The sequence below is a fragment of the Neorhizobium galegae genome, from assembly GCF_017877055.1.
In the GTDB taxonomy this organism is placed as follows: Bacteria; Pseudomonadota; Alphaproteobacteria; order Rhizobiales; family Rhizobiaceae; genus Neorhizobium; species Neorhizobium galegae_D.
In genome coordinates, this window is record NZ_JAGIPG010000001.1 from 1,936,003 (window position 1) to 1,954,017 (window position 18,015).

Here is an 18,015-nt window from a genome sequence, read left to right on the forward strand (position 1 = left end):
ACGACGTCAACTCGAAACAACAAACGGGAACTGCTGCATGTCTGAAATGGAAATGATGCTGAAAGGCTATGGTCTCACGACCGCCCAGATCTTCTATCGCCTGCCGGACCATCCCGCGCTGCTGCAAAGCTACGTCTGGCAGAACTACGACCTCGCCCCGGATTTCCCGGAGATGAACGGTTTTCTGAAATTCTGGCAGGAGAAGCTCGACGGTCCGCTGCATTCGGTCCGCTATGTCCACCGCAAGCTGATTTCGGCCAGCGAATGGCGGGCGGTAAAGGGCGAGATCATCCTGCACTAGAGAACAGCGGCCTCGCGTTTCAGACGTGCACTTCGCCATGGGCGAATTCGCCGTCGTCCGGCTCGCGATGCAGGGCTGAGAAAATCACGGCGGCATAAAGGACCGCGACGAGCGCAATCACGCTCCATCCCGGCAGCGGACCGAGCGCGGCGTTGTTGACCGCCTCCGGCCATGAAAAGACGACATCCGCCTGGCTATCGTTGGGCAGGAGTTTGGGTGTCGAGATCTTCAGAAGCCACGCCATCAGCAGGATGGCATACATCCAGACGTAATTGCGCCTCACCCGGCGAAACAACGCTTCGCGGTAGCTGATCAGGAAACAGGGGTTGCGCAGGCTCGTGGCGATCGCCTGCGCCCAGTCGGGCTTGAGGTCCGCCTGCGGATAAAGCGCCTGCGCGAAATAATGGCGTTCCAGCTTGCGAACCCTTGCACGATAGACGTCGAAGAAGCGGTAGCGCCGTGCTTCGATCAGGAGAAGCAGCGAGATCAGCAGCATCGCAAACAGAACCACGCCGTGATGCGACGTCGGAGTCGACAGCGAGACCGAGAGCAGCGCAGCCACCACCGTGATCGCCCAGTTCGTGGTGCGGTCGATGCGGTCGCGCCAGCTGGTCATCCGCCCGAGTTCGCCGCGGTAATAGTGGATGATAACATTGGCCTTTTCGGCGGAGGTCATCGGCAGCGACGGCGCCCGCCGCTCGACATTCTGCTCCAGCACGCTCTTGCCCTCATCGGCAGGCATGACCTTCTCCCGGAGGTGGTTCTCAAAAAGCCGTTCTGCTTTGACCTTTCAACGAATGAGCACCCGCCCCGTTCCCCCGGATGGACAAATGCCGGCCGCAGGCTTAAAGCCGCTTGCGAAAAGAAGGACGCTGGCCATGAAGAAGATCGACGAGGAAGCCCTGGCAGAGGCCTATAACCGCGCGCTGGCGCTGGAAAAGGCGGGCGATATCGACGCCGCCGTCAAGGCCTACGAGCAGGTGCTCGAACTCGATCCCGAGGACCACGGCGGTGCTGCCGTGCGCATCGCGGCCATGGGCCGCGGCGAGACGCCCCCCAAGGCGCCGGACGCCTATGTGGAAACCCTGTTCGACCAGCACGCCGAAAGCTTCGAGGACATTCTCGTCGAGCAGTTGGGTTACGCCGTGCCGGTGATCGTGCGCCAGCGCCTGCAGGAGCTGAAGCTCGGACCGTTCAAGCGCATGCTCGATCTCGGCTGCGGCACGGGGCTCACCGGCGGCACGCTGCGCGACATGGTCGATGACATTACCGGCATCGACATTTCCGAAAACATGGTTGAAATCGCGCACGAAAAGGATCTCTACGAGACGCTTTACGTCGCGGAAGTCGAGGATTTCCTCGAAGACAATGACGACGAGCCCTTTGACCTGGTGACCGCCACCGACGTGCTGCCCTATCTCGGCGCGCTGGAACCGCTGTTCTTTGGCGCGGCGGAAAACATGGCTCCCGGCGGCCTGTTCGTCTTCTCCTCGGAGACCCTGCCCGACGAGAGCTTTGCCGGCCGGCCCTACATCGTCGGCCCGCACCAGCGTTTCGCCCACTCGGAGACCTATGTCCGCGAACGCCTCGCCGCCACCGGCTTCGAGCTCCTCGAAATCTCCGATATCAACGTGCGGATGCAGGACGGCAATCCGACCCCGGGCCACCTGGTGATTGCGCGGTTGATCGTAAAATCCTGATAATCACGGGCTGAACCGCGGCCCATGATGCTCTCGATTGGTGGGCGTCGACGCAAAGGGAGCAACTGACGGCTTCCGGCGTGCGGATATCCGCGCCGGTCCTGACCTACCCTATGTCCGGGTCGACACCGTCGGCCCGGCAAACCCTCTGCCCGCGACATCATAAGCTCAGCAACCCATCTTCTCATCGTCCCTCTTCATCGATAGTTTGCCCTCCTGAACGGAGGGATTCTGATGACGCCGCAGCGCTATCTTCTTGCCCAGGCCTATAACAACGCCTGGGCCAACCATCGGCTGCTGAACGCCTGCGGGAAGCTCTCGCGCGAAGAGCTGGATGCGCCGCGGATCAGCTTCTTCCCATCGATCATCCATACCCTCAACCATATCCTCACCGTCGATTGGCTCTATATCAGCGCGCTCGAAGGCGATTGCCTCGGCCCCGCCGCCTTCGATCCGGAGATTCCCTGTCCGCTCTTCGCCGATCTCGATCGCGAACAGCGTGCTGCCGATCGCCGCCTCATCGATCACTGTCGAAGCCTGGATGAGAAAACGATCGCCGAGGACATCCGCATTCCCAGGGCCACCTTCGTGCAGGTAGAACCTGCCGATCGACTGCTGATGCACCTCTTCCAGCACCAGATCCATCATCGCGGCCAGGTTCACGCCATGCTTTCGGGAACCACCGTTGCGCCGCCGCAGCTCGACGAGTTCTTCTGCACGGGCGAAGACCAATTGAGAAAACAAGATTTTGCCGAACTGGGCTTCACCGAAGCCATGATCTGGAGTTGACCATGCTGTATTTCATCATCAAGGCCCTGCACATTCTTTCGGACTTCCTGCTGATCGGCGGCATGCTGATCAACGCCTTCGTCATCGGCATGGTGCCGCCGACCATCCGCACCGGCGTGATCTCGGCGCTCAGGAAATACGACCGCACCGTCACCACCGCAGCGCTCGGCGGCGCGTGGCTTTTCGGCCTTTGGCTCGCCTTCGGCTACGGCTTCTATACGTCCGGCTGGTTCGGCTTCAAGTTCCTGATCGTGCTGATGCTCTCGGCGCTGCACGGGATGCAGGGCGCCTGGATGCGCCGCATGGAAGCCGATCCGCATCTCGACCCGCCGGCCTTCGTGCGCGCCGGCCTGCAGATCGTGCTCGGCTCGATCGTTGTCATCGTCGCGCTCGCGGTCATCAAGCCATTCTGAGCTGCGGCAGCAAGCCGATGCCAGTTTCCCCGCTACGCATTGGCCGCCGCAAACGAATAAGCGACCGGCGCCGGAAACCGAAATCTGCGCTTTTCGCCGAACTGCGCTTTTCCGAAGGTCCGCTTTGCTCTAATCCTCTGCCCAACAAAATTGTGGAGGTTCAGCATGGCGAAAGTGGCATTCATCGGTCTCGGGGTGATGGGTTATCCCATGGCCGGGCATCTCAAGGTCAAGGGCGGCCATGACGTCACCGTCTATAACCGTACGGCTGCCAAGGCCGAGGACTGGGCGGCGAAATTTGGCGGCAGGGCCGCCGCCACGCCGGCCGAGGCGGCCAGGGATGCCGATTTCGTGTTCGTCTGCGTCGGCAACGACGACGATCTCCGCTCGGTGACAATCACCGAAACGGGCGTTCTCGCCGGCATGAAACCGGGCGCCGTCCTGATCGACAACACCACCGCCAGCGCCGAAGTCGCCCGCGAGCTCGATGCCGCGGCCCGGGAAAAGGGCGTCGGCTTCATCGACGCGCCGGTTTCGGGCGGCCAGGCGGGTGCCGAAAACGGCGTACTCACCGTCATGTGTGGCGGTGACGAAGCGACGTTCGAGAAGGCAAAGCCGGTGATCGACGCCTATGCCCGCATGGTCGGCCTCATGGGTCCGGCAGGCAGCGGCCAGCTTACCAAGATGATGAACCAGATCTGCATCGCCGGGCTCGTTCAGGGCCTCGCCGAATCGATCCATTTCGGCAAGCAGGCGGGCCTGGATATCGAGAAGGTCATCGAGGTGATTTCCAAGGGGGCGGCCGGCTCCTGGCAGATGGAGAACCGCTACAAGACGATGAATGCCGGCAAGTACGATTTCGGCTTTGCGGTCGACTGGATGCGCAAGGATCTCGACATCGTCCTGACCGAAGCCCGCCGCAACGGCGCCAAGCTGCCGGTCACGGCCCTGGTCGACCAGTTCTACGGCGACGTCCAGGCGATGGGCGGCAAGCGCTGGGATACGTCCTCGCTGCTCGCCCGGCTCGAAAAGAAATGACCTGCCGATGATCGGCCCCTCCTCCGACGTCGCCGGGATCATCGCGCATCTCGAAACGCTCCGCTCGGAGGAGAACATTTCCGGCATGGCCCGGTTCGGCATCGTCACCGACCGGGCCATCGGAATGTCCAACCCCGACCTGCAGAAGATCGCGCGGGCGATCAAACGCGATCATGGCCGGGCGCTGGACCTCTGGCGCACCGGCATTCGCGAAGCGCGCATGCTGGCGATCTATACCGCCGATCCCGCGTCGCTGACGCCGGCCGAGGCGCGTGGATGGGCCGAGGACTTTGCCTCCTGGGAAATCGTCGATACTGCCGCCGACCTTTTCACCGAAACGCCGTTCTGGCAGCAACTTGTCGCAGATTTCGCCGAAGATGACCGCGAATTCGTCCGCCGCACCGCGTTTGCGATGATCGCCGGTGCCGCCGTGCATCGCAAGGACGAGCCGGACGGCACTTTCATCGCCTATCTACCTCTGATCGAGGCGCATTCCGTCGACCCGCGTAATTTCGTAAAAAAGGCGGTCAACTGGGCGCTTCGCAATATCGGCAAGCGCAACCGCACCTGCCACGCCCCTGCCCTTGAGCTTTCCGAAAAACTCGCCGCCTCGAGCGACAAGACCGCCCGCTGGATCGGCAAGGATGCGGTGAAGGAATTGTCAGGCGAGAAGATTTTGGTGCGGCTGAAAGTTTAGCCGGCTTTTCCAATCCGGTATTGCCGCGGCGTTGCGCCCGCAAACGTCCGAAACGCCTTGATGAAGGAACTCGTGCTTTCGAACCCGCAGGCGAGGCCGATTTCCGTTATCGGTTCCCGCCCGGCAAGCAGCATTTCCTTGGCCCTCACCATCCGCGCCCGATGCCGGAAATCGCGAAAGCTCATGCCGAGTTCCGCATCGAATTTCCGCGCCAATGTCCGCTCAGAAAGATGCGACGCTACCGCGAGGGAGCCGAAATCGAGATCCCGGTCGAGCCGTTCCAGCATCCGGTCGATGGCGACGGCCATGCCAGGTGACTGCGGTTTCGGCAACCACGTCTCGTCCTCCTCCGCAGCCAGATCCCCCGCGACGGACGCGAGCGCCTTGAAGAAGGCATTCGCGGTTTTGTCGCCTGGGTCACGCCCAGCATCCCAGCGCATCACATGCAGGATCATCTGCCGGGCCAGACCGGAAAGACCGAAGACCCGGCAGATCGGCAGCGGCGCTTCGAATTCGCTGTCGCCGAACAGGACGGAGGATGCCGTGGCCAGCCCCTTGCTGCGCACCGCAATTACCGTTCCCCTTGCGATCAACGCGGCCCTTTGCGGCGGCAGCATCCAGCGGCGGTGACCGATATCGAGAACGAAAGTGCCGGTCGAGGCGTAGAGGAGGTAGTCGGCGTCAAAAGCCCGTTCGATTTCGAAAGGGTCGTCGAACACCCGATGATAGGCATGAGAAATCGTCGCCATCGCTGCCGGACTTTGCCCTATGCCGCCTGCTGTCCCTGCATCTGCTTTAGCAGTTCAGCGGTGTCGAGCAATGCGGAATGATGGACGATCTTGCCGTCCTTCAAGAGGAAGGACCGGTAGGCCCGCACGCGGATGGGGTTGCCGGAGGGTTCGACACCTTTGAAAGCCGCCTGATGCGTGCCACGCAATGTCAGCTCGCACATGACGCCATCGTCCTCGGCGGCCAACCGCTCGATCGACCAGACCGCATCCGGCATGATCCGCTTCTGCACCGCCACCATGGCGCAGTGCCCTTCCGAACTGGCCGGAGAATAGGCGGCCTCCTGATAGTCGGCTGCGAAAAAATCCCCGAAGCGGTCGATCAGACCGCGATTCCAGATCTCTTCGATATATCCGCGGACGATCGCTTTATTGGCCCTGGCCTGGTCCTGCATGTCGAGCTCCATCTGTTTCGATGAAACCCAGATAAAACCAAACGGGCCGTTTCAACTCGGCCCGTCCTGCCAGAAAATGATCCCGATCCGCCAATCGGCGAACTATTCCTCGCCCGACTTCTGGTTGTCCAGCATCATGTAGTCGAGCGGCAGCTCGGTCGTGTACTTGATCTGCTCCATCGCGAAGACCGAGGAGACGTCGCGGATCTCGATCTTGGCGATCAGGCGCTTGTAGAAGGCGTCATAGGCGCCGATGTCCGGCACGACGACGCGCAGCAGGTAGTCCACGTCGCCGCTCATGCGGTAGAACTCGACGACTTCCGGGAAGTCCACGACGACTTCCGAAAACCGCTTCAGCCATTCGATCGAGTGGCTGGCGGTGCGGATCGACACGAAAACCGTGACCTTGGTATTGACCTTGACCGGATCGAGCAGCGCCACGCGGCGGCGGATGACACCATCTTCTTCCATCTTCTGGATGCGGCGCCAGCAAGGCGTGGTCGAGAGCCCGACCTTCTTCGCTAGGTCCGCGACGGCGAGAGTGGAATCTTCCTGCAGAATGCGCAGTATCTTACGGTCGAGGCGGTCCATCAGAGTCCTTTCGAAATGATTTTTCGTTATACACCGAATTCGTGGCAGTTAACCGAAATTTGTTTCCCGTATCAAGCTATCCACATGCTGTCGCAGCACCGGCAGCAGATCCGCCTGGAACCACGGATTCTTTTTCAGCCAGCCGGTATTGCGCCAGCTCGGATGCGGCAGCGGCAGGATCCGCGGTCCCTGATTGGCGAAAAGATAGTCGCGCCAGTTCTGAACCGTTTCCGTCATGCCTTTCCTGCGGCGGTCGCCCAGATGCCAGGCCTGTGCATACCCGCCGACCGCGAGAACCAGCTCGATCTGCGGCATCGCGGCGATCACCCGGGCGCGCCACAGCGGGGCGCATTCGAGCCGCGGCGGCAGGTCGCTGCCCTTGGCATCATAGCCCGGAAAACAGAATCCCATCGGCACGATCGCAAACTTTTCCGGATCATAGAACTCTTCGCGGGTCACCGCCATCCAGTCGCGCAGCCGGTTGCCGGAAGCGTCGTTGAACGGCAGCCCGCTCTCGTGCACCCGAAGCCCCGGCGCCTGCCCGGCGATCAGCACCCTCGCCGTCTTCGATAACACGGCGACCGGCCGCGGCTCATGCGGCAGACGGTCGCCCTCGCCTTTCGCCGGCGCATCGCGACAGATGCGGCAGGCCGCGAGCGCGCGGGCGAGCGCGCCGATATCCTCCTCGCCGTTCATCATGCCGTCCATGCTCATTGCCAGGCCGTCATCCGCTTCACCCAATCCATGAACGCCTCCTCGAAACTTACATCATCCATCATGCCGCGGCTGGCGCGCCACTCGCGCGGGCTTTCGAACTGGCCGCCCCACAGCCCCTGTCGCTCACGCCTGGCGGCCACCTGTTCCTGCGCGTACCGGCCCGAGGCGACCGCAAGGCCCCGCCGCACCATCGCCCCGTTGATGCTCGTCGTGCCCGCCTGGCAGCGCACCAGGAGCCGATGGTATTTGTCGCGCTCGCGGCCGAGGCACTCGACCTCGCCGCCTGCGACAAGGCGGATCAGCAGCCTTCTCGCTTCTACTCCGCAGGCCCATGGCCTGCCGCGATCGTCGTTGCAGGTCTGGTCGAGCTCCGGCGCATCCATACCCTGCAGCCGCAGCCGCTCAACGCCCGCCGTGAGGGTATCGCCGTCGATCACATGGAATGGACCGCGCACGACGCTGTCTGCCGCCTCGTCCAGCCTCGCGGCGATCAGTACCAGAAGGATGAAGAAGGCCGCGAGAAACGCGCCATCGCGAAAAACCCTGAACGTTCTGGCCACAATCCAGCCTTATTGGAAAACGGAAGCTTCAGGAAAATGGCAAACAAAACCTTTCCCGGCAGTACTCTCTTAAGGTTTTGGACATACTCTCTCAACACCCGGGGTATCAGTTTAGTGGCCATGAGTAGCGGCGTCAGCACATCGACCGACAAGAACATCGTTGATCGCTCGCGCGGCCACCGCAACAAGGCCGTCTCCAAAGCTGTTCGCGCCACCCGCGAGCGCCTGCAGTCCAGTTCCCAGGGCAACCAGATCTTCGACCGCGACATGATCGCCATGCACGTCAACACCGTGCTGCAGGGCGCATCCGTGATGCCTCTCTTCATCGTCGTGGTGACGGCGATCGGCGTCTATCTCAACCCGAATGCCAATCTCTTTGCCTGGGCGCTGCTGATGTTCAGCGTCCATGCCATCAACGTGCTGCTCGCCCGGCGCGCGAGCCGCAAGGACATCGGCTCGGCCGATGTCCAGAAATGGCGCCGCAGGCTGCTCGCCGCGCAGGTGATCGTCGGCAGCGGCTGGGCGCTCTTTGCGCTGCAGAACTGCAACGCCTGCTCCGGCGACAGCTATTATTTCTACAAGGGAGCCGTGCTCCTCTTTGCGATCTCGATCACCGCCATGAGCAGTTTCATGCTGCGCCTCAGCGTGCTGTTCGGTTTCCTGCCGATGATCCTGGCATTGCTTGCCACCGCCGTCCTGTCGCGCAACGTGCTCGATATCGGCATGACGGCGATCTGCGCCACTGCGGTCGTCTTCTTTCATTATATCGCCGACCGGCTCTACCGCTCGAACCTGACGCTGATGTCCTATCAGTCGGAGAAGGACGACCTGATCGCAGAGCTGGAAGTGGCTAAATCCATGTCGGACGAGGCCCGCCGCCGGGCCGAGGAAGCGAACCTTGCCAAATCGCGGTTCCTCGCCTCCATGTCGCACGAGTTGCGCACGCCGCTCAACGCCATCCTCGGCTTCTCCGAAGTCATGAGTTCGGAGGTTCTGGGACCGCTCGCCAACCCGACCTACAAGGAATATGCCGGCGATATCCACCGTTCCGGCCAGCATCTCCTCAACCTGATCAACGAGATTCTCGACCTGTCGCGCATCGAGGCCGGCCGTTACGACCTCGCCGAAGAATCGCTGTCGCTGCTGGAGATCGCCGAGGATTGCATCGGCATGGTGCAGCTGCGCGCCAGCGCCAAGAACATCTCGATCAGCCAGCAGTTCGAACCGCAGCTGCCGCAGGTCTGGGTGGACGAAAAGTCGATGCGGCAGGTTCTCCTGAACCTGCTGTCGAACGCGGTCAAGTTCACGCCCCAGGGCGGCGAAGTCACCGTCAAGGTCGGCTGGACCGCCGGTGGCGGCCAGTATGTGGCGATCAAGGACAACGGACCCGGCATTCCGGAAGAGGAAATTCCGGTCGTGCTCTCGGCCTTCGGCCAGGGCTCGATCGCCATCAAGAGCGCCGAACAGGGCACCGGGCTTGGCCTGCCGATCGTCCAGGCGATCCTTGCCAAGCACGACGGCCAGTTCATCCTGCGCTCCAAGCTGCGCGAAGGCACCGAGGCGATCGCCATCCTGCCCGCGACCCGCGTGCTGCAGAGCGTGCCGGCCGTCGCCGACGCCCAGACAGTCGCCCGCCGCCGCAAGAGCTTTGCCTGAGGCGATCGACCCCTTTTGCACCGGTTTGTTTCGGTGCATAATGCCTTGGAGGGCATCCTCGGGCATTCACCCCAAAACGCTCCGCACCACCACATAAAGCGCGAAAAACCCGTTGGCGCACAGCAGGCAGAACACCGCGAAGGAGCCGAGATCCTTGGCGTGGCGGCCGACGGTGGATATTTCCGGGGATATGCGGTCGACCAATTCCTCGATCGCGGTATTCAGCGATTCCACCGCAAACAGCACCAGCATCAGGATGGCGAAGACGAAATAGTCGAGCGCGCCGGCGCCGACGATCGCGAAGAGCACGATGGCTGCCGCGCAGGCGATCACCTCGTGGCGAAAGGCTTCCTCCTGCCACAGGCGCATCAGCCCCTGCATGGAATAGCGGAATGCCGCGATCACCCGGCGAATGCCGGTCGCCCTTTCGATATTGCTGTCGAGCGACGTCTTTTCCATTCAGGGCTCAGTGGCTCTTGTTGCTGACGCCGGCCTGTTCGAAGGTCGCCATGCCGGAATGGCAGGCGGCGGCCGCCTTGACGATGCCGGCCGCAAGTGCCGCCCCGGTCCCCTCGCCGAGCCGCATGCCGAGTGCCAGAAGCGGCGTCTTGCCAAGCTGTTCGATCGCACGCAGGTGCCCCGGTTCGCCGGAGACATGGCCGATCAGGCAGTGGTCGAGCGCTGCCGGATTGGCGGCCTTGAGGATAGCGGCCGCGGCCGTCACCACATACCCGTCGAGCAGGACCGGGATTTTTTCGACGCGTGCGGCCAGGATCGCACCGGCGATCGCGGCGATCTCGCGGCCGCCGAGGCGACGCAGGATTTCCAAGGGATCGCTCAGGTGGTCCTTGTGGAATTCGACCGCCGCTTTCACCGCGGCGATCTTGCGCTCCATGAATTCGCCATGCGAGCCGGTGCCGGGTCCAACCCAGTCCTCCGCCTCGCCGCCATAAAGGGCGAGGTTGATGGCGGCGGCGATCGTCGTGTTGCCGATGCCCATTTCGCCGATGCAGAGAAGGTCGGTGCCGCCGGCGATCGCCTCCATGCCGAAGGCCATGGTCGCGGCGCAGTCACGCTCGGAGAGGGCAGCCTCGCTGGTGATGTCGCCGGTCGGGTAGTCGAGCGCCAGGTCGAAGATTTTCAGGCCGAGATCATGGGTAACACAGATCTGGTTGATGGCAGCCCCGCCGGCCGCAAAGTTCTCGACCATCTGCTGGGTCACGGATGACGGGAAAGGGGTCACCCCATGCCTCGTCACGCCGTGATTGCCGGCGAAGATCGCCACAAGTGGCCGGTTGACGGCCGGCGCGCGGCCCGTCCAGGCGGCCAGCCAGAAGGCGATTTCCTCGAGCCGGCCAAGCGCGCCCGGGGGTTTGGTCAACTGCGCATCGCGCTCGCGCGCCGCAACCAGCGCCCGCGGATCCGGGCCGGGGAGGTTCTGAAGCAGGACACGGAAATCGTCGAAAGGCAGGCCGCTCACGCTCATGGAAAATCTCTCTTGTAACTCGGTCTCGTATCGCGACAGGAAAACTTGTCTTTCCCGGCAAATCGCGCTTGTGTGCGCAAACTCATAGTCGGGTCGGGAGGGCGGAACAACTGCCAAACGCAACGGAATTCATCGCGGATCTTGCCCGCTCGGTCGGGTTTCTCAGCCGCCTGCCGGTGCAGGACCGATTCTTTCGCGGCCATGACGGCACGATCTCGCGCGCGGTACGGGCCTTTCCCGTCGCGGGACTGATCATCGCGGCACTGCCTGCGCTCGCTCTCCTTCTGCTGCGGTCCGGCGATCCGCTGCTTGTCAGCCTGCTTTCCCTTGCCGTGCTGACGGTTCTGACCGGTGCGCTCCACGAGGACGGCCTCGCGGATGCGGCGGATGGTCTCGGCGGCGGGCGGGACAAGGATCACGCGCTTCTTATCATGAAGGACAGCCGCATCGGCGCCTATGGCGTTGTGGCACTGGTGCTTTCCTTCGGCCTGCGCGCCTCGGCGCTTGCTGCGCTGTTCCGCCAGGATGCTGTCACGGCGGCGCTCGCCATGCTCGCCGTTGCTGCCGTCAGCCGCGCGGTGATGGTCGCCCATTGGCGCTCGTTGCCATCAGCCCGCGAAAGCGGCGTCGCTGCCGGTGCCGGTTTTCCGGAGGATGGCGCCCGCAATGTCGCGCTTTTCACCGGCGCCGCCGTCGCGCTCATCCTGCTCGTTCCGGTTGTCGGCCTGCCGAAAGCGCTGTTATCGCTGATAATAACGGCACTCGCCGGTGTCGGTTTTACCCGTTTCGTGCGTCAGAAACTCGGCGGCCATACGGGCGATACCATCGGCGCTACTCAACAATTGAGCGAGATCGCCATGCTCGCCACCCTTGCTCTTGCCGCCTGAAACCCCGATATATTGACGCATGATTTCACCTTGCACCCTCGTCTGTTCGATCGACCTGAAGACCGGCTATTGCTTCGGATGCGGACGGACGCGCGACGAGATCGCCGCCTGGATGGACTACACGGACAGCGAGCGCCGCGCGCTGATGGAAGCCCTGTCCGCACGGCTTGAAACCGTCGAGCGAAAGCCACGGCGGGAGACGCGCCGGCAGCGTTTGGCCCTGCGGCAGACCAGGGAACGCGATACGGCATGAACGCGCTCACCGGCATCCTCGTCGTGCTTGGCATCGGCCTGGCGTTGTTGATCTTCAATCACGATGCCGGGCAGACCTTCGGCATCGACAACGACGATTTCGGCCAGATCATCTACCTCCTGCCGATCGCCGGCCTGCTCGCCGCAGGCATTCTCGCCGGCCGGCGCGGCCATGCCGGTGAGGTGTTGCGCAATATCGCCATCTGGCTGCTGATCATCCTCGGGCTGGTCACCGTCTATCTCTACCGCGACGATGCCCGCAATGTCGCAGCAAGGGTGACCGCAGGCCTGCTGCCCGGAACGGCCGTGATCACGACGACGAGCGAAGGTCTCAACGAAGTCATCATTCATAAGACCCGGGGCAGCCATTTCCAGACCAATGTCAGCGTTGAGGGGAAGATCCTGCCGATGCTGGTCGATACCGGCGCCAGCACCGTCGTGCTTTCCTACGATGATGCCCGCGCCATCGGCCTCAATCCGCAGAACCTCGATTTTTCGGTCACGGTCACGACCGCCAACGGCCGGGCAATGGCGGCGCCCGTCCGCCTCGACGAAATCGCCATCGGCCCGATCGTGCGGAAAAACGTCCGGGCGATGGTCGCGGAAGACGGAAGGCTTAGCGAGAGCCTGCTCGGCATGAGCTTCCTATCCACCCTCGGTTCCCTGCAGATGCAGACGGATGAGCTCAGGCTCAGGGACTGACGTCAGCCAAAATCCCGGATGCCCTCTCCCCCGCCGTTCTTCCGGAAATGGCTCGGCGGCGTGCCGATGATGCGCTTGAAGGCGCGGCTGAAGGAGGCTTCGGCATCGTAGCCGAGCCGTTCGGCAACCACCGCGACGCGCTCGCCTTCGCCCAGCCATTGCCGTGCCTGGTGCATGCGCACCCGCGCCACGTAACGCGCCGGCGTTTCGCCGACCACGCGCAGAAACCGTTCGGCGAAACCCGATCGGGAAGCGCCCATCAGCCGGGCAAGCGCGGCGATGTTCCAGTCGCGGTCGGGCTGAAGATGGATGGCGGCCAGCACCCGGCCGACTTCGGGATTGCGCACTGCGGCAATCCAGCCGGTCGTGTCGCCGCAGCCGTGTTCGACCCAGGTGCGGATCAGCGTCGCGGTCAGGACATCGGCGAGCCGGGCGAGAATGCCACCGGCTCCCACCCGGTCCATCTCCACCTCGCGCGCCATGGCGTCGAGCAGATGCGGGATCGACGGTTCGTTCCTGGCGAGATCGCTGGTCAGCATCGCCTCGGGCATCAGTTGCAGCAATGGGTGCAACTTGTCGATGTTGAAACGCATCGAGGCCGTCAGCGCCACGGTGCCGCCACAGGCATCGGCGCATTGCACGTCGAATACGCCCTGGCAGACCTCCTTGCGCCCGAACCGGTCGAAGGGGAGCGGCGCCAGGCCGGGAAGGCTCGCAATCACATGCGCATCGCCGCGCGGCAGGAGGGCCGCATCGCCCGGCCGCAGTTGCAGCCATTCGCCAGACGGCGTCTGCAGCCATGCGTTGCCCGAGGAAATGAAATGGAACCGCGCCGCCTCCTGCGCCGGGAAGGAGGTCGCCCAGGGCTCGGCGAGCCGGCAGCGTCCGTATTCGACGCCGTCGAGCCTTAACCCCCGCAGCATCTCAGTGAGCGGATCGGAGACGTCTAACGGTGCTTCTTTGGACGAACGGTCAAGCATATCGGATTTTCTAGCATGGAAAGTACAGGCTGTCACGCCTAAGTCTGGTCCATCCTCCCGGTACGGTCCTCCGTGCCACCTCCCAAGACAGGACATGACCATGACTGACAGCACTTTCGAAGAGGACGATGCCGTGCGCGACACACCGTCCCCGAACACATCGGCCAAGGCCCGGTGGGACGCGGTCATCGCGCTCACCCTCGGCGTCTTTGGCCTCGTGACGGCGGAGTTCCTGCCGGCGAGCCTGCTCACGCCCATCTCCGCCGATCTCGGCATCAGTCCCGGCGTCGCCGGCCAGACGGTGACGGTGACCGCCGTCGTCGCAGCGTTCGCCGGCCCCGGCGTCGTGATCGGCACCCGCAGCTTCAACCGGCGCTGGACGCTGTTCGGGCTGACCGCCCTTCTCATCCTCTCCTGCGCCCTCGCCGCCCTTGCCAACGGACTGACCGTGCTGCTCGTGTCGCGCGTCCTGCTCGGCGTCGGGCTCGGCGGCTTCTGGGCCATGGCCGGAGCGCTTGCCATGCGGCTCGTGCCGATGAACCACCTGCCGCGCGCCATGGCGATGATTTTCACCGGCGTGTCCGTGGCGACCGTCATGGCCGCACCGCTCGGCGCCTATATCGGTTCCACCCTCGGCTGGCGGGCGGCCTTTGTGCTCGCCGGCGCGGTCGGCGTGCTGGCGCTGCTGGCGCAGGCCGTTACTGTACCATCGCTGCCGCCTGCCGGCCACGCCGGGCTCGGCACGCTGGCCGAAGTCCTCAAGCGGCCGAAGATCCGGATCGGCCTCATCGCGACGCTGCTCATCGTCGCCGGCCACTTTGCGGGCTTCACCTATATCCGCCCCTACCTGGAAGATGTTCCCCACCTCAACGTCGAGATGGTCTCGCTTCTCCTGCTCGCCTATGGTGTCGGCGGCTTCTTCGGCAATATCGTCGGCGGCATCATCACAGAACGCAGTTCGGCGCTCGGAGTCGTCTTCGCCTCCGGCCTGATCGCCGTATCCGCCGTGATCCTCGTCTCCCTCGGGGCATCGACGACGGCCGCAGCGGTCGCCATCACGCTCTGGGGTTTTGCCTTCGGCGCGCTGCCGGTCAGCATCCAGAGCTACATCACCCGGGCCGCCCCCGACGAGGCGGAAAGCGCCGGCGCCCTGCTGCTGACGACCTTCCAGATCGCCATATCCAGTGGCGCGGTCCTCGGCGGCCTCCTGATCGACGTCCAGGGACCGCTCGGCGTCATGACCTTCCTCGGCATCGCATCCGTTCTCGGTGCGTCGGTGATGGTCATGCGCGGCGGACGCCAGGTCCAGCTCAGCCAGGGCTGAAGCCTGCCCTTAAAACCATTATCGGCTGCGGTCAGTTGCGCAGCCGATAACCCGTCTTGAAGATCCAGCCGAGGATCGACAGGCAGATCACCAGGAACAGGCCGACCATGCCGAGGCTGATCATCGGATTGACGTCGGCGATCTCGTAGAAACTCCAGCGGAAGCCGGAGACGAGATAGAGGACAGGGTTGAAATGACTGACCGTCTGCCAGAAGGGCGGCAGCATGTTGATCGAATAGAAGCTGCCGCCAAGGAAGGTCAAAGGCGGCACGACCAGCATCGGGATGATGTTGAGCTGCTCGAAATTTTTCGCCCAGATGCCGATGATGAAGCCGAACATGCTGAAGGTGATCGCCGTCAGCACCAGGAAAAGCACCATCATGAACGGATGGGCGATCCGGATGTCGACGAAGAAGGAGGCGGTGGCGAGGATGATCACGCCGATGATCAGCCCCTTCGTCGCCGCCGCACCGACATAACCGATGATGATTTCGGTCATTGCCACCGGCGCCGACAGGATCTCATAGATCGTGCCGGTGAATTTCGGGAAGTAGATGCCGATCGAACCGTTGCTGATGCATTGCGTCAATAGCGTCAGCATGATCAGGCCGGGCGTGATGAACGACCCGTAGGAGACCCCCTCGACCGTCTGGATGCGCGAACCGATCGCGGTGCCGAAGACGATGAAATAAAGCGAGGTGGTGATGACCGGCGAAATGACGCTCTGCAGCAGGGTGCGCCGCAGCCGGGCCATCTCGAAGACATAGATCGACTTGATCGCTTCGAAATTCATGCGTCTTCTCCCACCAGTGCCACGAAAATATCCTCGAGCGAACTCTGTCGCGTGGAAAGATCGCGGAAATGAATGTTCTCTGCGGCGAGCGTCGACAGCAGCGATGCGATCGCGCCCTGCCCTTCCTCGCCTTGGTATTCGTGGATCAACGCCGTCCCGTCGTCGGCAAGCGTCAGGTTGTAGACCGCAAGGCTCGCCGGCAGCGCCGTCAGCGGCTCGGACAGTTCGAGCCGGAGCTGCTTGCGGCCGAGCTTCTTCATCAGCGCCGCCTTTTTCTCGATCAGCAGCAGCTTGCCACCGTTGATGACGCCCACCCGGTCGGCGATCTCTTCCGCCTCCTCGATATAGTGGGTGGTCAGGATGATGGTGACGCCGCTCGCGCGCAGCTTCTCGACCAGCTGCCACATCTCGCGCCGCAGGTTGACGTCGACGCCGGCGGTCGGCTCGTCGAGGAAGAGGATTTGCGGCTCGTGGGCGAGCGCCTTGGCGATCATCACCCGCCGCTTCATGCCGCCCGAAAGCTCGCGCAGCATGTTGTCCTTCTTGCTCCAGAGCGACAGTTCCTTCAGGACACTCTCGACCAGCGCCGGATTGGGCTTCTTGCCATAGACGCCGCGGGAAAAGTTCACGGTATTCCAGACCGTCTCGAACATGTCGGTCGTCAGTTCCTGCGGCACCAGGCCGATCAGCGACCGCGTCTGGCGAAAATCCCGGACAACGTCCTTGCCGCCGACCAGCACCTTGCCGGTCGAAGGATTGACGAGACCGCAGATGATCGAGATCAGCGTCGTCTTGCCGGCGCCGTTCGGGCCGAGCAGCGCGAGAATCTCGCCTTCCTCGATCTCCAGGTCGATGCCTTTCAGCGCCTGGAACCCGTTCTCGTAAGTCTTGGTGAGCTTATCTATGGAAACGACTGAGGCCATGGGGAACGGTCTTCTCAAGGAATCGATTTTCGGGATGCGCCGCGAATATAGGCACGCAAACCGCCGAAACCATCCCTGGTAGAAGAATATTGCTGACGGTTTCAGAGGATAATCGACAGGAAAAACTGGATGGAGATGACGATCAGGAAGATGCCGAAGCCGATTTCGAGCTGCCGCTTCGACATGACATGCGCCAGCCGCACACCGACCGGCGCAAGGTAGAGCGTGACCGGGATGAGCAGTGCCACGGCCAGCCAGTTGATATAGCCGGTCGAGAATGGCGGCAGACCGGGCTTCCCCCAGCCGCCCCAGACATAACCGGCGAGGCCCGGCAGCGAAATCAGCACGCCGACGCCCGAGGAGGTCGCCACTCCCTGGTGGATCGACCGGCCGTAGAGGGTCATGAACGTGTTGTTGAGGATGCCGCCGCCGATGCCCATCAGGCCGGACAGGATGCCGATGCCGGTCCCGACCAGGAACTTGACGGGATTGTCCGGCAGGTCGTCGCCAAGCTTCCAGCTCGCGCGGTTGAAGATCATCCGGAAGGCGAGCACCAGCGCGATGACCGCGAAGATCAGCTGCAGTTCCGCGCTGGTCGCCTTGGCGGCGATAACGGTTGCGATCAGCGTGCCGAGCGGCACTGCGACGATCCAGCCCTTCAGCAGATCGGTATCGACCGCGCCGCGCTGGCGATGCGCCATGAAGGAGCGGATCGAGGTGGGCACGATGATCGCCAGCGACGTGCCGAGCGCCAGCTGCATGCGCACGTCCTCGGGAACACCGAGCAGCCCGAAGACATGAAAGAAGATCGGCACCAGGATCGCACCGCCGCCGATTCCGAACATGCCGGCGAGAATTCCAGCGACCGCGCCGCCGGCCAGAAGCGCCAGGATGAAGGGAAAAAGCGCTGCGATGGACAAATTCCGGTCTCCAGTCCGACATCGGGTCCGAAGAAGGAATACATCCACTGCCGTTGTCATTTTTCCGTGACGTTCTTACAGCATTGTCCCCACCAGGCAAGCA

General features: G+C 63.1%; 23 protein-coding genes. 11 read left to right on the plus strand and 12 right to left on the minus strand.

Features of this window, described 5'->3' with window-relative positions:
* Positions 1–37: 37 nt before the first annotated feature.
* The gene (locus J2857_RS09070) at positions 38–301 is read left to right on the plus strand and encodes an usg protein (protein ID WP_007764766.1); all 264 of its coding nucleotides are present in this window, start codon (positions 38–40) and stop codon (positions 299–301) included.
* Between the two features lie 19 nt (positions 302–320).
* Here the strand turns inward: J2857_RS09070 and J2857_RS09075 are convergent, their stop codons facing one another.
* The gene (locus tag J2857_RS09075) at positions 321–1,043 is read right to left on the minus strand and encodes a DUF2270 domain-containing protein (RefSeq protein ID WP_210009766.1); all 723 of its coding nucleotides are present in this window, start codon (positions 1,041–1,043) and stop codon (positions 321–323) included.
* Positions 1,044–1,179: 136 nt separating this feature from the next.
* Between J2857_RS09075 and J2857_RS09080 the strand changes: the two genes are divergently transcribed.
* From J2857_RS09080 to J2857_RS09100, 5 genes are all read left to right on the plus strand, one after another.
* The gene (locus J2857_RS09080) at positions 1,180–2,001 is read left to right on the plus strand and encodes a class I SAM-dependent DNA methyltransferase (RefSeq protein ID WP_037082404.1); all 822 of its coding nucleotides are present in this window, start codon (positions 1,180–1,182) and stop codon (positions 1,999–2,001) included.
* Positions 2,002–2,235: 234 nt separating this feature from the next.
* Positions 2,236–2,790 carry a DinB family protein gene (locus tag J2857_RS09085; RefSeq protein ID WP_210009767.1) on the plus strand — a complete coding sequence of 185 codons (555 nt, stop codon included), beginning with the start codon at positions 2,236–2,238 and terminating at the stop codon, positions 2,788–2,790.
* Positions 2,791–2,792: 2 nt separating this feature from the next.
* Positions 2,793–3,203, plus strand: coding sequence for a CopD family protein (locus J2857_RS09090; protein WP_210009768.1), 411 nt, complete (start codon positions 2,793–2,795; stop codon positions 3,201–3,203).
* A gap of 165 nt (positions 3,204–3,368) precedes the next feature.
* A complete protein-coding gene (locus tag J2857_RS09095; protein WP_210009769.1) occupies positions 3,369–4,241 on the plus strand; it encodes an NAD(P)-dependent oxidoreductase in 873 nt (290 codons plus the stop codon).
* A gap of 7 nt (positions 4,242–4,248) precedes the next feature.
* Entirely contained in the window at positions 4,249–4,938 is a 690-nt protein-coding gene (locus J2857_RS09100; protein ID WP_210009770.1) for a DNA alkylation repair protein, read from the plus strand.
* Here J2857_RS09100 and J2857_RS09105 read toward each other — a convergent pair.
* The 5 genes from J2857_RS09105 to J2857_RS09125 all read right to left on the minus strand — a co-directional run bounded on the left by J2857_RS09105 (position 4,935) and on the right by J2857_RS09125 (position 7,989).
* Positions 4,935–5,687 carry an AraC family transcriptional regulator gene (locus J2857_RS09105; RefSeq protein ID WP_210009771.1) on the minus strand — a complete coding sequence of 251 codons (753 nt, stop codon included), beginning with the start codon at positions 5,685–5,687 and terminating at the stop codon, positions 4,935–4,937. The two genes, J2857_RS09100 and J2857_RS09105, sit on opposite strands and share 4 nt — an antisense overlap.
* A 17-nt stretch (positions 5,688–5,704) precedes the next feature.
* Positions 5,705–6,121 (minus strand): ester cyclase, encoded by a 417-nt coding sequence (locus J2857_RS09110; protein WP_210009772.1) that lies wholly within the window; start codon positions 6,119–6,121, stop codon positions 5,705–5,707.
* 102 nt (positions 6,122–6,223) lie between these two features.
* Entirely contained in the window at positions 6,224–6,712 is a 489-nt protein-coding gene (locus tag J2857_RS09115) for an Lrp/AsnC family transcriptional regulator (protein ID WP_007771498.1), read from the minus strand.
* 48 nt (positions 6,713–6,760) lie between these two features.
* Positions 6,761–7,408, minus strand: coding sequence for a uracil-DNA glycosylase family protein (locus J2857_RS09120; RefSeq protein WP_210010096.1), 648 nt, complete (start codon positions 7,406–7,408; stop codon positions 6,761–6,763).
* Between the two features lie 14 nt (positions 7,409–7,422).
* Entirely contained in the window at positions 7,423–7,989 is a 567-nt protein-coding gene (locus tag J2857_RS09125; RefSeq protein ID WP_210009773.1) for a thermonuclease family protein, read from the minus strand.
* Positions 7,990–8,109: 120 nt separating this feature from the next.
* Here J2857_RS09125 and J2857_RS09130 point away from each other — a divergent pair, with 120 nt between their 5' ends.
* Positions 8,110–9,645 (plus strand): sensor histidine kinase, encoded by a 1,536-nt coding sequence (locus tag J2857_RS09130; RefSeq protein WP_210009774.1) that lies wholly within the window; start codon positions 8,110–8,112, stop codon positions 9,643–9,645.
* A gap of 66 nt (positions 9,646–9,711) precedes the next feature.
* Here the strand turns inward: J2857_RS09130 and J2857_RS09135 are convergent, their stop codons facing one another.
* Together J2857_RS09135 and cobT are read right to left on the minus strand one after the other, a co-directional pair.
* On the minus strand, positions 9,712–10,104 hold the full coding sequence (locus J2857_RS09135; RefSeq protein ID WP_210009775.1) for a diacylglycerol kinase: 393 nt from the start codon (positions 10,102–10,104) through the stop codon (positions 9,712–9,714).
* 7 nt (positions 10,105–10,111) lie between these two features.
* The gene (gene cobT / locus J2857_RS09140; protein ID WP_007761163.1) at positions 10,112–11,131 is read right to left on the minus strand and encodes a nicotinate-nucleotide--dimethylbenzimidazole phosphoribosyltransferase; all 1,020 of its coding nucleotides are present in this window, start codon (positions 11,129–11,131) and stop codon (positions 10,112–10,114) included.
* 110 nt (positions 11,132–11,241) lie between these two features.
* On the opposite strand from cobT, the gene J2857_RS09145 reads away from it, so the two are divergent.
* The 3 genes from J2857_RS09145 to J2857_RS09155 are packed head-to-tail and all read left to right on the plus strand — an operon-like array spanning position 11,242 to position 12,972.
* The gene (locus J2857_RS09145; RefSeq protein ID WP_210010097.1) at positions 11,242–12,018 is read left to right on the plus strand and encodes an adenosylcobinamide-GDP ribazoletransferase; all 777 of its coding nucleotides are present in this window, start codon (positions 11,242–11,244) and stop codon (positions 12,016–12,018) included.
* A 19-nt stretch (positions 12,019–12,037) separates the two neighbouring features.
* Complete coding sequence (locus J2857_RS09150; RefSeq protein ID WP_210009776.1) at positions 12,038–12,271, plus strand: DUF1289 domain-containing protein; 234 nt, start codon at positions 12,038–12,040, stop codon at positions 12,269–12,271.
* Positions 12,268–12,972, plus strand: coding sequence for a TIGR02281 family clan AA aspartic protease (locus J2857_RS09155; RefSeq protein WP_210009777.1), 705 nt, complete (start codon positions 12,268–12,270; stop codon positions 12,970–12,972). Before J2857_RS09150 ends, J2857_RS09155 begins: the two co-directional genes overlap by 4 nt.
* Positions 12,973–12,974: 2 nt before the next feature.
* On the opposite strand, the gene J2857_RS09160 is transcribed toward J2857_RS09155, so the two are convergent.
* Complete coding sequence (locus tag J2857_RS09160) at positions 12,975–13,952, minus strand: AraC family transcriptional regulator (protein WP_210009778.1); 978 nt, start codon at positions 13,950–13,952, stop codon at positions 12,975–12,977.
* 100 nt (positions 13,953–14,052) lie between these two features.
* Between J2857_RS09160 and J2857_RS09165 the strand changes: the two genes are divergently transcribed.
* Positions 14,053–15,276 carry an MFS transporter gene (locus J2857_RS09165; protein ID WP_245363056.1) on the plus strand — a complete coding sequence of 408 codons (1,224 nt, stop codon included), beginning with the start codon at positions 14,053–14,055 and terminating at the stop codon, positions 15,274–15,276.
* A gap of 31 nt (positions 15,277–15,307) precedes the next feature.
* On the opposite strand, the gene J2857_RS09170 is transcribed toward J2857_RS09165, so the two are convergent.
* The 3 genes from J2857_RS09170 to J2857_RS09180 all read right to left on the minus strand — a co-directional run bounded on the left by J2857_RS09170 (position 15,308) and on the right by J2857_RS09180 (position 17,912).
* On the minus strand, positions 15,308–16,069 hold the full coding sequence (locus J2857_RS09170; RefSeq protein WP_210009779.1) for an ABC transporter permease: 762 nt from the start codon (positions 16,067–16,069) through the stop codon (positions 15,308–15,310).
* Positions 16,066–16,992 carry an ABC transporter ATP-binding protein gene (locus tag J2857_RS09175; RefSeq protein ID WP_210009780.1) on the minus strand — a complete coding sequence of 309 codons (927 nt, stop codon included), beginning with the start codon at positions 16,990–16,992 and terminating at the stop codon, positions 16,066–16,068. Before J2857_RS09175 ends, J2857_RS09170 begins: the two co-directional genes overlap by 4 nt.
* 101 nt (positions 16,993–17,093) lie before the next feature.
* Entirely contained in the window at positions 17,094–17,912 is an 819-nt protein-coding gene (locus tag J2857_RS09180; RefSeq protein ID WP_210009781.1) for a sulfite exporter TauE/SafE family protein, read from the minus strand.
* Between the last annotated feature and the right edge of the window lie 103 nt (positions 17,913–18,015).

Excerpts from the sequence above, each read along its gene's own strand:
- J2857_RS09070 (WP_007764766.1), top strand. The coding sequence starts at position 38 with ATGTCTGAAATGGAAATGATGCTGAAAGGCTATGGTCTCACGACCGCC.
- J2857_RS09075 (WP_210009766.1), bottom strand. The coding sequence starts at position 1,043 with ATGCCTGCCGATGAGGGCAAGAGCGTGCTGGAGCAGAATGTCGAGCGG.
- J2857_RS09080 (WP_037082404.1), top strand. The coding sequence starts at position 1,180 with ATGAAGAAGATCGACGAGGAAGCCCTGGCAGAGGCCTATAACCGCGCG.
- J2857_RS09085 (WP_210009767.1), top strand. The coding sequence starts at position 2,236 with ATGACGCCGCAGCGCTATCTTCTTGCCCAGGCCTATAACAACGCCTGG.
- J2857_RS09090 (WP_210009768.1), top strand. The coding sequence starts at position 2,793 with ATGCTGTATTTCATCATCAAGGCCCTGCACATTCTTTCGGACTTCCTG.
- J2857_RS09095 (WP_210009769.1), top strand. The coding sequence starts at position 3,369 with ATGGCGAAAGTGGCATTCATCGGTCTCGGGGTGATGGGTTATCCCATG.
- J2857_RS09100 (WP_210009770.1), top strand. The coding sequence starts at position 4,249 with ATGATCGGCCCCTCCTCCGACGTCGCCGGGATCATCGCGCATCTCGAA.
- J2857_RS09105 (WP_210009771.1), bottom strand. The coding sequence starts at position 5,687 with ATGGCGACGATTTCTCATGCCTATCATCGGGTGTTCGACGACCCTTTC.
- J2857_RS09110 (WP_210009772.1), bottom strand. The coding sequence starts at position 6,121 with ATGCAGGACCAGGCCAGGGCCAATAAAGCGATCGTCCGCGGATATATC.
- J2857_RS09115 (WP_007771498.1), bottom strand. The coding sequence starts at position 6,712 with ATGGACCGCCTCGACCGTAAGATACTGCGCATTCTGCAGGAAGATTCC.
- J2857_RS09120 (WP_210010096.1), bottom strand. The coding sequence starts at position 7,408 with ATGAACGGCGAGGAGGATATCGGCGCGCTCGCCCGCGCGCTCGCGGCC.
- J2857_RS09130 (WP_210009774.1), top strand. The coding sequence starts at position 8,110 with ATGAGTAGCGGCGTCAGCACATCGACCGACAAGAACATCGTTGATCGC.
- J2857_RS09135 (WP_210009775.1), bottom strand. The coding sequence starts at position 10,104 with ATGGAAAAGACGTCGCTCGACAGCAATATCGAAAGGGCGACCGGCATT.
- cobT (WP_007761163.1), bottom strand. The coding sequence starts at position 11,131 with ATGAGCGTGAGCGGCCTGCCTTTCGACGATTTCCGTGTCCTGCTTCAG.
- J2857_RS09150 (WP_210009776.1), top strand. The coding sequence starts at position 12,038 with ATGATTTCACCTTGCACCCTCGTCTGTTCGATCGACCTGAAGACCGGC.
- J2857_RS09155 (WP_210009777.1), top strand. The coding sequence starts at position 12,268 with ATGAACGCGCTCACCGGCATCCTCGTCGTGCTTGGCATCGGCCTGGCG.
- J2857_RS09160 (WP_210009778.1), bottom strand. The coding sequence starts at position 13,952 with ATGCTTGACCGTTCGTCCAAAGAAGCACCGTTAGACGTCTCCGATCCG.
- J2857_RS09165 (WP_245363056.1), top strand. The coding sequence starts at position 14,053 with ATGACTGACAGCACTTTCGAAGAGGACGATGCCGTGCGCGACACACCG.
- J2857_RS09170 (WP_210009779.1), bottom strand. The coding sequence starts at position 16,069 with ATGAATTTCGAAGCGATCAAGTCGATCTATGTCTTCGAGATGGCCCGG.
- J2857_RS09175 (WP_210009780.1), bottom strand. The coding sequence starts at position 16,992 with ATGGCCTCAGTCGTTTCCATAGATAAGCTCACCAAGACTTACGAGAAC.